Below are 12,550 nucleotides of genomic sequence, written 5' to 3' on the forward strand. Positions count from 1 at the left end.
CACCGATTTTTCAGCCGGGCAAATCCGGGGCCGTTCGACCCCGGCCGGATCAGGCGGCGGCCGTTCCGATGCCGGACTCGGCCAGCCATTCGAGAATCTTGCCCTTGGGCATGGCCCCGACCTTCATCGACGCCATCTGGCCGTCCTTGAACAGCATCAGCGTGGGAATCCCCTTCACGCCCAGTTTCGACGGAATCATGGGGCTGTCGTCGATGTTGACCTTGGCGATGACCACCTGGCCGGCCAGATCATCGGCGATCTGCTCGAGGGCCGGGCCGATCTGTTTGCAGGGGCCGCACCATTCGGCCCAGAAGTCGACCAGTACGGGCCGGGACGCCTTCAGAACGTCGGCGTCGAAGCTGTCGTCGGTGACCTTGATGGTGGCCATGCGGATATTCCTGTCTGGCGCCGGCGTCGGCGAAGGCGAATGATCGGCCGCTCAGACTCAATGAGTTCGGCCCGGGCGCCCCGATGTGGGATGTCCCGGCGCGCAAATCAACGCGGATGTTCGGACGGCCCGTCATCCGGACAGGGCGGCCCGCATCAGGTCGGCGGGCACGGGCATCAGACGCGGGCCATCGGTCCAGACCAGGGCCGCCTCGACGGTCCGGTCGGGGTAGAGCCGGGCCAGCACCGAGGCGTAGACCGCCATCTGCAGCACATAGGCGGGGTCGGCGTCCTCGATACGATCGGGAGCCGGGCGGTTGGTCTTGTAGTCGATGACCAGGACCCGATCCGGGGTAACCACCAGCCGGTCCATGCGTCCCGATATCGGGACATCGCCGACCGACCCCGTCAGGGCGACCTCCGGACGGGAGCCTGGACCGAAGACCGGGGCGAAACGGGCGTCCTCGAGGACAGCGAAGGCGGCGCCGGTCATTTCGCCGCGGGCCTCGTCATCCAGGTCCCGCTCGCGCGACAGGATGCGGCGCGCGGCGTCGGCCCTTTCGGGCGGCGCGATGTCGGGCAGGCGCTCGAGCAGCCGATGGATCAGGTCGCCGCGCCGGAACCGGCCCAGCGGCGCGCCGGGTCCGGCGGTCGTCGCCAGGGGCGAAGGCGCAGGGATGCGGGTCGTCTCCTCCATCTTCGACGGCGAGGCGAAGCGGGCGGCGCTGTCGGGAGCGGGCGGGGTGCGCGCCCAGGCCGGCGCCCCTGCCGGCGTCGGGCGGGCGGCGATCCCGGCGGCAAGCGTTTCAGGGTCGACGCCGAACCGCCGCACGCCGTCGCCGATGTCGTGCACGTTCTGCGGATCATCCTCCTGCAGGCGCTGGAAGGTTTCGGCGATGACGCTCCACCAGCTGCCGGCCTCGAAGCCTTCCTCGGGCCGCCGGACCGCCCGGCCCATGATCACCAGCCGGTCGCGGGCGCGGGTCAGGGCGACATAGAGCAGGCGAAGGGTCTCGGCGTCGGTGCGGGCCACCCGGGCCTCGCGCGCGGCCTTCGAGGCCGGGCAGTCGTCCTTCGCCGAGCCGGGGCACATCAGCCAGCCCTCGCCTTCTGCGCCGTCCTCGTTCGCCGAGGGCATCAGGGTCGGCCCCTGGGGCTTGGCGCGCGAGGTGGTGTCGGGAAGGATGACGATGGGCGCCTCCAGACCTTTCGCGCCGTGGACGGTCATGACCCGCACCTCGTTGCGGGCGCCCTCCATCTCGCGCTTGACCTCGACATCGGCGGCCTCGAGCCGGGCGACGCAGGTTTCCAGATCGACGCCGCCGCGCCCTTCGGCGGCCAGGACCTGGGCCAAGGTCTCGTCGATGGCCTCCTCGGCCTCGCGGCCCAGGCGGGCGAGGATGCGGGCGCGGCCGGTGAGGCCGGTGTCGTCGACGCGGTTCAGCAGGCTGGAGAAGAAGGCGAAGGGGTCGCGGTCGCGGGCGTCCAGCGCGGCCTGGACGAAGTCGCGGGCGCGACGCCACTGCGGCTGTTCGTCGGCCCGGTCGCGCAGCGCGCGCCACAGCGAGCGGCCGGCGCGCCCATCCTTGTCGGCAAGCGGATACAGGCTGTGGGCGTCGCCGAAATCGGTCACGTCGCAGAAGGGGCTGCGCAGCACCTCGGCCAGCGACAGGTCGTCGTCGGGGTAGAGGGCGAAGCGGGCGACGGCGATCAGGTCGTCGAAGACGATGTGCTCTTTCAGCTTCAGCCGGTCGGCGCCGGCGACGGGCACGGCCTCGGCCTTTAGGGCGCGGATGATCTCCTCGAACAGGGCGTCGCGGCGGCGGACCAGGACGAGGAAGTCGCCCCAGCGGGCCGGGCGCATCGGCGGGTCGGTCTCCGATCGGCGATGGTTGTGAACCGCGACGCCGGCCATGACCTGCTTGCGGATGTCGCGGGCCAGGGCCTGGGCCAGCTGTTTGCGGCCGCTGCGGGCGTCCTCCTTGTCCACCGGGGCGTTCCAGGCCTCGCGGTCGGGCGTCGCCGGATCGTGGAACAGGGGCCAGAGGTCGATCGAGCCGTGCTGGCCGACGCGGGCGGGATGGTGGGTCGGGATGTCGCCGAGCTGGCCGACGAGGGCGCGGGTCCGCTCGGGGCCCTCGAAGGCGGCGTCGACGAAGGCCAGCACCTCCTCGGTCGAGCGGAAGGAGGTGTCCAGCGGCACCTCCTCGAACGGCCGTCCGGCCCCACGGGCCAGCGCCTCATAGGCCTGGGCCTCCTGCCGCAGCCGTTCGGGGCGGGCGCCCTGAAAGGAGTAGATCGACTGTTTCTCGTCGCCGACGGCGAAGACGGTGCGGGGAATGCGCGGGGCATCGCCGCGCCGCCCCGCGCCCTCGCCCGAGAAGAACTCCTCGGTCAGGGCCTTGAAGATGGCCCACTGGTCGGGGGCGGTGTCCTGGGCCTCGTCGACGAGGACGTGTTCGATGCCGCCGTCCAGCTTGAACAGCACCCAGGCGGCGGTGGCCCGTTCGGTCAGCAGGTCGACGGTGCGGACCACGAGGTCGGAGAAATCGAGCGCGCCCTGCCGGGCCTTGGCGGCTTCATAGAGGGCGGCGTGGGTCCGGGCCAGGGTCAGGGCCTTGACCGTGTCGTCAGCGACCCGGGCGGCGCGCATCCGGTCCAGAACGGCGCAGTATTTCAGCGAGACGGAGTCGAGATACGCAGCGGCCGCAGGCGGGGCGCTCTTCGTGCCGAATTTCGTCCGCGCCTCGCCCTTGGAGTCGATGAAGAGGGCCTTCATGGCGGCGAGGCTGGAGTGGGGCGGGACGGCCTCGCGCATCTGGGCCGCGATCTTCTGGTCGTTGGCCGAGCCCGTTGCGAAGCCGTCGGCGGCGGCGCGCCAGGCGGCGGGGTCGAGCCAGTTGAGGAAGTCGGTCTCGATGGCTGAAGGCGTCTCATCTTCGGAGACGCCGGCGAGAATATGCGGACCCGGCGCGGAGCCCGAGGTCCAGCGCTCGACATAAGCGACCAGCTTGCCGCGCTCGGTCTCGATCATGGCCAGCAGGGCGTGGAAGGATTTCCAGTCCAGTTCGACCGCGAAATGGGCGTAGGCGGCGCCGAGCCGGCCGTCGGGATCCACCAGGGCGGCGCGGGCCAGATCCTCGCGCGCCTCGTGCGACAGGGCGATCGCCGCCTCGTTCTCCAGCACCTTGAAGGCGGGCGAGACGCCGGCCTCGATGGGGAAGCGGCGCAGCAGCTTTTCGCAGAAGGCGTGGATGGTCTGGATCTTCAGACCGCCCGGCGTCTCCAGCGCGCGGGCGAACAGGCGGCGGGCCTCCTTCAGGTCGGCGGGCTTCAGGCCGGCGGGATCGCGGCCGTCCAGCCCCGCCAGATCGGCCGACAGCTCGGCGTCGTCCATGACCGCCCAGCGGCCCAGCTTGTCGAACAGCCGGGCCTGCATCTCGGCCGCGGCGGCCTTGGTGTAGGTGACGCAGAGGATCTCGCCCGGCGGTGCCTTCTGCAGCAGCAGCCGGGCCACGCGGTCGACCAGGGTGGTGGTCTTGCCCGAGCCGGCATTGGCGGTGACGAAGACCGAACGGCCGGGGTCGGCGGCGGCGGTCTGGTGGGCGCGGGCCTGGTCGAGCGGGGCCAAAGTCGGCGTGGATTGCGTCATTCGGGCGCCTCGTCCTCGCCGCCGACGACGTGCCACTCCCAGACCCGGGCCAGATGGTCGTAGTTGCCGCCGAAATTGCCCATGAACTGCGGCGCGGCCCAGGAGACATAGGGCCGGGACTCGTCGTCGAAGGCGGCGACGCCGTCGACCAGCCGGGCCAGTTCACGTTCGGCCAGTTCGGCCGCGGTCAGGGGCTGGCTGCGGGTGACCCTGCCGACGTCGACGGCCTCGCCCGGCGTCTTGCGGCCGGTGACCTTGACGTAGAGCAACTCCGAGGCCGGCGTCGGCGGGGCGTCGGCGAAGCCGCCGTCGGCGAGGATGGCGGCGGTCAGGGTCAGCTGGGGGGCGAAGCCCTGGGCCACCTGTTTGGCGCTGGGGGTCGAGCCGGTCTTGAAGTCGATGACGGCCGCGCCGTCGGCGTCAAGTTCGATCCGGTCCGCCTTGGCCGTCAGGGTGAAGGGGCCGAACGGCGCGCCGAAGGTCATCTGGCCGGTCTGTTCGATCAGCAGGGTCGCGCCGCGCTCGCGGCGCTCGCGCTCCCAGCCGGCCAGCCAGACGGCGCAGTTGCGGGCCAGCGGCGTTTCGCGCGCCATGGCGTGGTCCTCGAAGCCGGCGGCGTCCAGCTCCTCGCGCAGGAAGTCCTCGATCTGGTCGGCGCAGTCCTCGGGCAGGGCGTCGGGCCAGGACACGACGACGCGCTCGATGGCGCGGTGCACGGCGTTGCCGCGCGCCATGGCCTCGGCCGAGGCGCCGGGGCGCTCGAGCTTCTGCAGGCCGAGGATGCGCTGGGCGTAGACGGCGTAGGGATCGCGGACCCAGCGTTCGACGCTGGTCACGGGAAGTTTGCGCGGGCGGCGCGCGACAGGCGGCTTCGGCGCCGGGCGGCGCTCGTAGCGCGGTGGTCCCGGCGGCGGGACATCCAGCGCGCGGGCGGCGTCGACCGAGGTCGAGGGGCGTTCGAGGACGATGGGCGTGGCCGGGGCGTCGGCGCCGCGGGTCAACATCTCCAGCCGCCACAGCCAGCGCGACTTGACCGCGGGCTGACCGCCGCGGCGTTCGGAGTGGACCAGTATGGCCTCGTCGGCGCAGGCGGCCTGGACGAAGTCCTGGGCCGTCTGGCCGAGGCGGCGCTCGGGCGGGGGCAGGCCGAGAGTCTGGCGCATGGGCCGTGACAGGAAGGGATCGGTCGGAGCGGCGTTGGGCCAGACCCCCTCCTCCAGCCCGGCCAGGATCATGCGGTCGGCGCGCACCAGCCGCGCCTCGATGGCGCCGAGGATGCGCAGCCGGGGCTGGGTGGCGCCGCCGGTGCGCACCGTCTCCCTGGCGAGCAGGTCACGGACCAGGTCGGCGAATTCGGCGCACGACACGGCGCCGAGGGAGGCGCCGCCCTCGATCAGACCGGCCAGAAGGGCGGCGGCGGCCTCGCCGTCGGGACCGGCCCAGGCGTCCTGACCGGCGAGCGCCTCGATCAGTCCGGTCAGGGTGCGGGCGGCGGCGTCGAGCGGGGCGTCGGGCGTGAACGGGGCGAGGGCGGCGGCGGACAGCGCCTCCAGCCGATCGACCAGGGCCGTAGCGGCGGTCAGGCGGGCGCGGGTCCCGTCGGAGGGGGGCTTGCCGTCGTCGCGCGGCTCGCCGGCCTTGAGCAGGGCGCGGCGCAGGCGGCTCCAGTCGCGATGGCGGGGGCCTCTCAGGGCGTGATGTTCGAGGGCGCGCAGGGCGGCGGCGGGATCGGTTTCGCCGAGGTCGAGCCGGACCAGCGGATGCTTCAGCAGGCCCAGCAGGGCGTGGGGATCGAGCGGCTTGTCGACGAAGCGGACGGCGAGATCGATCAGCCGGCCGGCGTCCATGCGCGACAGGGGCTGGCCGGAGGAGACGTCGGCGGCGACGCCCCAGCGCTCCAGCCGGGCGGCGACGCGGCGGCCAAGGGCCAGGTCGGGGGTGACGAGGGCGCAGGTCCGGCCCGGAGTCTCCAGCGTCTCGCGCATCATCAGGGCGAGGACGGCGGCGGCGTCTTCCTCGGCGCGTACGGTGACGACCGACAGGCCTTCCAGCCCCTGGGCGATCGGATCGGCGGACTGGTCCCTGAAGGCGTCCTTGCGCAGGGCGGCGATGACCGTTCGCCAGTCGTCGGTGGCGTCCGCCGGGCGCAGGGCCTCGTTGATCAGCCGCTGGCGGGCGCGGCCGCGCGCCTCGGCGACGGCGTCGCCGACCGGCTGGAACCACGGGCGGACGGCGTCGCGTTCGGTGCGGCCGTCCAGCAGCCGCCACAGGGCGTTCTGCGGATGCTGTTCATTGTCGCCGAGCGTGGCCCAGACGGTCGGGTCCAGCTCCCGGTCGAGGCCAGGCAGGACGACGCAACCGCGCGGCGCGGCGGCGACGGCGGCCAGCACATCGGCGGCGGCGGGGGCGGTGCCGGTCGAGCCGGCGGCGATGACGGTCTGGGACGGCGGCCGCTCGGTCCAGGCGGTGGCCAGCAGCCGCAACAGGCGGGCGCGGCGCCAGGCCGGATCGACCAGCCCCATGGCCTCCAGCCGTCGGGGCCAGGCTTCGACGGCGAGGGCGAGGAATTCGGCGGACTCGCGCCAGTGCTCGGCCAGATCGCCCTCGACCAGGGTCGCGACGCGGTGCAGGTCCCCGATCTCCTCCAGCTGGCAGGAATCGAGGAAGCCGCCGAGCGCGTCGGCCATCTCCAGCGCGCGCAGGGGCGTAAGGCCGGGGCGGAAGTCCTCGACGATCATCCGCGCCATCTCGAAACGGCGGGTCAGGGGGGCGATGGCCGGGGGAAGGTCGAGGCCCAGTTCGCCGGGCGCGAAGGGCGGCTCGTCCTCTTCGAGGTCGCCGAGCGGGCGGACCTGGGGCAGCAGCAGGGGGCGTCCGCCCGCCTGTTTCGACAGGGCGGCGGTGAAGGCGCGCGCGGCGCGGCGGTTGGGCAGCAGGATGACGGCGTCGGACAGGGCCTCGGGCGGATGGTCGCCGAGCCAGTCCAGAACTCCGGCTGCGAGATCCTCGAGGAAGGGCCGTCGCGCCTCAATGGCGTACCATCGCGGTCCGGGGGGCAGGAAGGGATCGAAGCGGGCGGTCATTCGAGCGCCAGTTTCGCCTCGGCCTCGTCGCGGGCCTGCGGGTCGCCGACATGCATCCAGTCGCCGTCGAGAACGCAGCCGTACAGGCGACCTTCCGCGGCGGACCGGCGCCAGAAGCCGCTCAGCGAGAAGGGGCCGTCGGGGCCGTCGGCGACATAGTCGGGCCGACAGATGTGGACGCCCATATAGGCGAAGGGGGCGGAGGGGGCGTCGCCCCGGAAGGTCAGTTTTCCGTCGTCGGCGAGGAAGAAGTCGCCCTCGCCCTCGAAGCCGATCGAGCCTTCGCGCCTGGCGAGAAGAAGCGCCGCATCCATGATTGACGGATTCCACAACCGGGCGAGTTGATTCAGCGCATCGCCCCGCGGGTCGGTCCAGACGCTGTCGATGTTGGCGACAAAGACCGGGTCGGGCCCGAGGAGGGCCGCCGCCTTCTTCAGTCCGCCGCCCGTTTCCAGCAGTTCGATGCGTTCGTCGGATATGACGATGTCCGGCCCGCCGCGGCGCGCGGCCAGATGGCGCTCGAGCCGGTCGGCGAACCAGTGGACATTGACCACCGCCCGCTCGACCCCGGCGTCCGCCAGCCGGTCCAGCACATGGTCGATGAGGGCGCGGCCGCCGACCTCGACCAGGGCCTTGGGCCGGTCGTCGGTCAGGGGACGCATGCGGGTGCCGAGGCCCGCGGCCAGCACCATCGCCGTTCTTGGGGCGGTCATCGGCGTCTCGTCTCCGGGACATGGGCGGCGAACCAGCGGGCCACGGGTTCGAGCCCGGGCGCCTTCAGATTGGCGTTCAGATGGGCCCACATGCGCGGCATGAAGGCGCGGTAGCGCGGCTTGCCGTCGCGCACGATCAGCCGGGCGAAGACCCCGAGGATGCGCGCCTCGTTCAGCGCCGCCAGCCCGGCGTAGTCGCGCATGAAGGCCTGCCGGTCCGTCAGCGGACGAAGGGCGAAATAGTGGTCCAGCGCCCGCGTCTCCAGCGCCGCCGGCACGTCGCGGCGGGCGTCCTGCAGCAGGGAATGCAGGTCCCAGGAGGGGTGGGCGCGCACGGCGTCCTGGAAGTCGATCAGCCCCACGCTCGCGGCGCCGCTGCGGCCCGGCAGGCGGATCAGGTTTTCGGCGTGATAGTCGCGGTGGGCCATGACGGTGGCTCCGGCCGCCCCGCGCGCCGTGACGGGGGCCCATGCCGCCCGCCATTCATCCACGGCTGCGTCGTCGAAGATCAGCGACGCATCCAGCTTCGGCATCCATTCCACGAACAGGTCGGCCCCGCCCTGCAGCGCGGTTTCGTCATAGGCCAGCAGCGGCCAGTCGCCGGCGGGTCCGGTCAGTATGGCCGGCGCGGGCGTGTCGTGCAGGGTCGCCAAGGCCTCGACGGCGGCCAGATAGAGCGGCTCCTCGGGCGCGCCGTCCTCGATCACCCGGGCGAAAAGGTCGTCGCCGAAATCCTCCAGCACGGCCAGGCCGGCGGCGGCGTCGACGGCGACCATCTCGGGGGCGGACAGGCCCAGCGACCTCAGGTGGGCGGCGACGGCGGCGAAGGCCTCGATGCGGCCGGCGGACAGGCGGGCGACGGCGTTCCAGCCCTCGGCCTTGCGGCGCTCGGGCGACCACGACGGATCAGCGGGCGGGCTTTCGGCGGCGGCCGGCTGATCCATCAGCATCAGGCTGACGCCCGATGGCGTCGTCAGCCGCTCATAGCGGCGGGTCGAGGCGTCGCCGGGCAGGGGCGCGCGCGCCGCCTCGGCCAGGCCGGCGGCTTTGAGGAAGTCGAGACGCTGCTGCTCGCGGTCAGACATGAAGGTCCTTCAGTTTCGTCTCCCATGCGCCTGCGCCGGACAGGGCCGCAACCCGGCCGTCTCCGGCCTCGGCGAGGGTCACCGTCAGAATGTCGGGGCCCAGCCAGCGGGCCGGATCGTCGCCGAGCCGTTCGGGCCATTCGATGATGGCGCAGCCGTCGTCCAGCACCTCGTCGAGGCCGATCTCGGACGCCTCCCCGGGCCGGGTCAGGCGGTAGAGGTCGAAATGGGCGACGGGGGGGTCGCTCTCGTAGAACTGCACCAGGGTGAAGGTCGGCGAGGGCACGTCCTCGTCCGGCCGCGTCAGGGCGCGGATCAGGCCCCGCGCCAGGGTCGACTTGCCCATGCCCAGCGGTCCGTACAGCAACACCGCCTCGCCCGGCTGCAACCGCGGCGCGATGGCGGCGCCGAGGCGGGCGGTGGCGTCGGCGTCGGGCAGCGTCAGGCCATTGATCTCAGGCAAAATCGGCGTCCGGCTGGCTGGGCAGGACCCGTTCGGTGAAGGCCTTGAGCCCGTAGGTCGCCTTGACCGCGTCGATGTCGAGACGGGTCGGCGGCACCGGCTTGCCGACCTTCAGCTGGAAGGCCTTGCGGCGCTTGTTCAGCAGTTCGTGGAACAGGGTGATGTCCCGAAGTTCCGGCGAAATGCGGTCGAAGAGGTGGAACAGGCGCGACGTCGGGCCAGCGACGTGGATGGGTACGATGGGGGCGCCGTATTTGCGCGCCAGCGAAGCGGCGGTCGGGGCCCATTCGGGATCGGTGACCGAGCCGTCGCGGGCCACGCGGGCCAGCCTCCCGGCCGGGAACATGACGACGCAGCGCTCGGCCTCGAAGGCTTCCTTCGCCGCATGAAGCGTCGCCCGCGTCTTTTCGCGCGTGCGTTTCGCGACCACCCATTCGACCGGAATGACGGTCTCGCCCAGCCGGGGCGAAACGCGCAGGGCGTCGGCGTTGGCGAAGAAGACGGCGTCGGTCCGCCGGCCCCGGATGGCGTCGAACACGGCGATGCCGTCGGCGATGCCGGTCGGGTGATTGGCGACGATGATGCAGCGGCCCTCGGCCGGAATGCGTTCGGGGTTCATCACCGCGACCTTCAGATCCAGCAGGTCGCTCATATAGTCGAGCGCTCCGGGTCCCGGGAGCGGCCTGACGGCGTCGGCCATGCGCACGGCGGCGCGGTAGTTGAGCAGCCGGTAGAGGAAGGGCCGGACCAGGGGCCAGGCGATGGACCGGGTCAGACGCGGCGCGCGCTCGGCGATCAGCACGTCGCAGACGTGCGGTTCCCGGCGGGTCGGCGTGAGGGCGACGATCTCGGTCATTCGACGCCGGTTGTCGCCGCTCGCGGCGCGGACGGCAAGCGGCTTCCGCCTGCCCGCGCCCGGTGCTACGCCAGCGCCCGGGACTGAAGACAAGTCACGAGGAAACCGTCCATGCGCCACCGTTCCCTGCTCGCCGGCGCCAGCGCCGCCCTGGCCATTTTCGCCGCCGTCCCCGCCCTGGCGGAGACTCCCGCCGAGGGCGCCCCGGCGCCCGCCCCGGCCAGCCAGTCGGCGGACGCTTTCGACTACCGCGACATGATTTCGGCCAATCGCCTGGCCGATCCGCAGGTGTCGCCGGACGGACGCTGGGTGGTCTACGCTGTGACCACCACGGATGTGGCCGCCAACCGCCGCGCCGGTTCGCTCTGGATCATGGACCTGCGCCAGGGCGGCGAGGGCCGCAGGCTGGCGATCAGCGAGGGCGGGGCCAACACCGCGCGCTGGGGCTCGGACGGCAAGCTGTATTTCCTGTCCGGCCGCTCGGGCACCAGCCAGGTCTGGCGGGCGAACGCGGATGGAACGGGTCCGGTGCAGGTCACGGACCTGGCGCTGGACGTCAACGCCTACCGGCTGAGCCCCGGCGCGGACAAGGTCGCGGTGTCGCTGGCCGTCTTCCCCGGGTGCGGCGACATCGCCTGCACCGTCGACCGCACGAAGGCCGTGGCCGAGGATCCCGCGACCGGCCAGGTCTATGACCGCATGTTCGTGCGCCACTGGGATACGTGGAACGACGGGACCCAGAACCATCTGTTCGTCCAGTCGATCGGCGCCGACGGCCGCGCCACGGGCCAGCCCGTCCATGTCACGAAAGGCTTCGACGGCGACACCCCCTCCAAGCCGTTCGGCGACGAGAGCGAATTCACCTTCGCCCCGGACGGGCAGGCGATCGTCTTCTCGGCCCGCCTCGCCGGCCAGAGCGAGCCGTGGAGCACCAATTTCGACCTGTGGCGCACCAACGGCCTGTCGGGCGACGGCACGTTCGAGAACCTGACCGACGACAATGACGCCTGGGACACCGGCCCGGTCTTCTCGCCGGACGGCCGGACGATGGCCTACCGCGCCATGGCCCGGCCCGGCTTCGAGGCCGACAAATTCGCCATCTTCCTGCGCGACGTGGCCACGGGCCGGACGCGCCAGATCGCGGCGGACTGGGACCGCTCGGCCGACAGCCTGCAATGGTCGGCGGACGGGAACACCGTCTATGTCACCGCCGGCGACGTCGGCCAGACCCGGATCTTCGCCATCGACACGCGCAACGGCGTGGTCACCCCGGTCACGGGTCCGGGACATGTTTCGGCCTTCGCCCAGACGCCCACCGGCTTCGTCTTCGCCCAGGACACGCTGACCCGGCCCAGCGAGCTGTTCGTCAAGACCTTCCGCGGCCGCGAAATGCCGCGCCGGATCACCAATGTGAACCCGCAGCTGGACGATCAGGCGTTCGGCGAGCCCGAGCAGTTCAGCTTCGCCGGCTGGAACGGCGAGACTGTCTACGGCCATGTCATCAAGCCGGCGAACTATGTCGAGGGCCGGAAATATCCGGTCGCCTTCCTGATCCACGGCGGACCTCAGGGATCGTTCGGCAACGGCTGGTCCTACCGCTGGAATCCCGAAACCTACGCCGGCGCCGGCTATGCGGTGGTGATGATCGATTTCCACGGCTCGACCGGCTACGGCCAGGCCTTCACGGATTCGATCAGCCAGCACTGGGGCGACCGCCCGCTGGAAGACCTGCAGAAGGGCTGGGCCGCGGCGCAGGAACGCTACGGCTTCCTCGACGGCGACAACGCCTGCGCCCTCGGCGCCTCGTACGGCGGCTACATGATCAACTGGATCGCCGGCCGCTGGTCCGACGAATTCAAATGCCTGGTCAACCACGATGGCGTCTTCGACGTGCGCGGCATGGCCTATGGCACCGAGGAGCTGTGGTTCACCGAATGGGAGTACGGCGGCACCCACTATGACAATCCGCGCGGCTACGAGGCCTTCAACCCGGTCCATCACGTCGACCAGTGGAAGACCCCCATGCTGGTGGTGCAGGGCGATCTGGACTTCCGCATCCCGACCTCGCAGGGCCTGTCGACCTTCACCGCCCTGCAGCGCCGGGGCGTCGAAAGCCGGTTGCTGTTCTTCCCGAACGAGAACCACTGGGTGCTGAAGCCGGCCAACAGCCTGCAATGGCACACCGAGGTGTTCGGCTGGCTGGACAAATATCTGAAGCCCGCGCCGTAACCGGACCGGTCTTCGGCAGGCAGGGCGCGTCCGGACCGGGCGCGCCCTTTTTGCCGCCCGCGCGGGAATACGCCGCCGCCCG

At 71.8% G+C, this 12,550-nt stretch carries 8 protein-coding genes; 1 reads left to right on the forward strand and 7 read right to left on the reverse strand.

Annotated elements, in window-relative coordinates; translation table 11 throughout:
- Nucleotides 1-49: 49 nt before the first annotated feature.
- The 7 genes from trxA to ASD59_RS11930 form a co-directional block, all read right to left on the reverse strand.
- On the reverse strand, nt 50-388 hold the full coding sequence (gene trxA / locus ASD59_RS11900) for a thioredoxin (protein WP_055831920.1): 339 nt from the start codon (nt 386-388) through the stop codon (nt 50-52).
- A gap of 132 nt (nt 389-520) precedes the next feature.
- A complete protein-coding gene (addA, locus tag ASD59_RS11905) occupies nt 521-4,039 on the reverse strand; it encodes a double-strand break repair helicase AddA (RefSeq protein WP_055831921.1) in 3,519 nt (1,172 codons plus the stop codon).
- The gene (gene addB / locus ASD59_RS11910) at nt 4,036-7,122 is read right to left on the reverse strand and encodes a double-strand break repair protein AddB (protein WP_055831923.1); all 3,087 of its coding nucleotides are present in this window, start codon (nt 7,120-7,122) and stop codon (nt 4,036-4,038) included. The genes addA and addB overlap by 4 nt, the downstream gene beginning before the upstream one ends.
- Entirely contained in the window at nt 7,119-7,835 is a 717-nt protein-coding gene (gene murU, locus ASD59_RS11915) for an N-acetylmuramate alpha-1-phosphate uridylyltransferase MurU (RefSeq protein ID WP_055831925.1), read from the reverse strand. Before murU ends, addB begins: the two co-directional genes overlap by 4 nt.
- Nucleotides 7,832-8,920: an N-acetylmuramate/N-acetylglucosamine kinase AmgK gene (amgK, locus tag ASD59_RS11920; RefSeq protein WP_055831927.1), complete on the reverse strand. Its 1,089-nt coding sequence runs from the start codon at nt 8,918-8,920 to the stop codon at nt 7,832-7,834. Before amgK ends, murU begins: the two co-directional genes overlap by 4 nt.
- A complete protein-coding gene (gene tsaE, locus ASD59_RS11925) occupies nt 8,913-9,374 on the reverse strand; it encodes a tRNA (adenosine(37)-N6)-threonylcarbamoyltransferase complex ATPase subunit type 1 TsaE (protein ID WP_055832013.1) in 462 nt (153 codons plus the stop codon). The genes amgK and tsaE overlap by 8 nt, the downstream gene beginning before the upstream one ends.
- A 1-nt stretch (nt 9,375) precedes the next feature.
- Nucleotides 9,376-10,239 (reverse strand): GNAT family N-acetyltransferase, encoded by an 864-nt coding sequence (locus tag ASD59_RS11930; protein WP_055831929.1) that lies wholly within the window; start codon nt 10,237-10,239, stop codon nt 9,376-9,378.
- A 111-nt stretch (nt 10,240-10,350) separates the two neighbouring features.
- Here ASD59_RS11930 and ASD59_RS11935 point away from each other — a divergent pair, with 111 nt between their 5' ends.
- Nucleotides 10,351-12,468: a S9 family peptidase gene (locus ASD59_RS11935; protein ID WP_055831931.1), complete on the forward strand. Its 2,118-nt coding sequence runs from the start codon at nt 10,351-10,353 to the stop codon at nt 12,466-12,468.
- Nucleotides 12,469-12,550: the final 82 nt, after the last annotated feature.

It is taken from the genome of Brevundimonas sp. Root608 (assembly GCF_001427825.1).
GTDB lineage: Bacteria > Pseudomonadota > Alphaproteobacteria > Caulobacterales > Caulobacteraceae > Brevundimonas.

What these genes read in the sequence shown, in the direction of transcription:
- trxA (WP_055831920.1), bottom strand. Translation starts at nt 388, where the DNA reads ATGGCCACCATCAAGGTCACCGACGACAGCTTCGACGCCGACGTTCTG.
- addA (WP_055831921.1), bottom strand. Translation starts at nt 4,039, where the DNA reads ATGACGCAATCCACGCCGACTTTGGCCCCGCTCGACCAGGCCCGCGCC.
- addB (WP_055831923.1), bottom strand. Translation starts at nt 7,122, where the DNA reads ATGACCGCCCGCTTCGATCCCTTCCTGCCCCCCGGACCGCGATGGTAC.
- murU (WP_055831925.1), bottom strand. Translation starts at nt 7,835, where the DNA reads ATGACCGCCCCAAGAACGGCGATGGTGCTGGCCGCGGGCCTCGGCACC.
- amgK (WP_055831927.1), bottom strand. Translation starts at nt 8,920, where the DNA reads ATGTCTGACCGCGAGCAGCAGCGTCTCGACTTCCTCAAAGCCGCCGGC.
- ASD59_RS11930 (WP_055831929.1), bottom strand. Translation starts at nt 10,239, where the DNA reads ATGACCGAGATCGTCGCCCTCACGCCGACCCGCCGGGAACCGCACGTC.
- ASD59_RS11935 (WP_055831931.1), top strand. Translation starts at nt 10,351, where the DNA reads ATGCGCCACCGTTCCCTGCTCGCCGGCGCCAGCGCCGCCCTGGCCATT.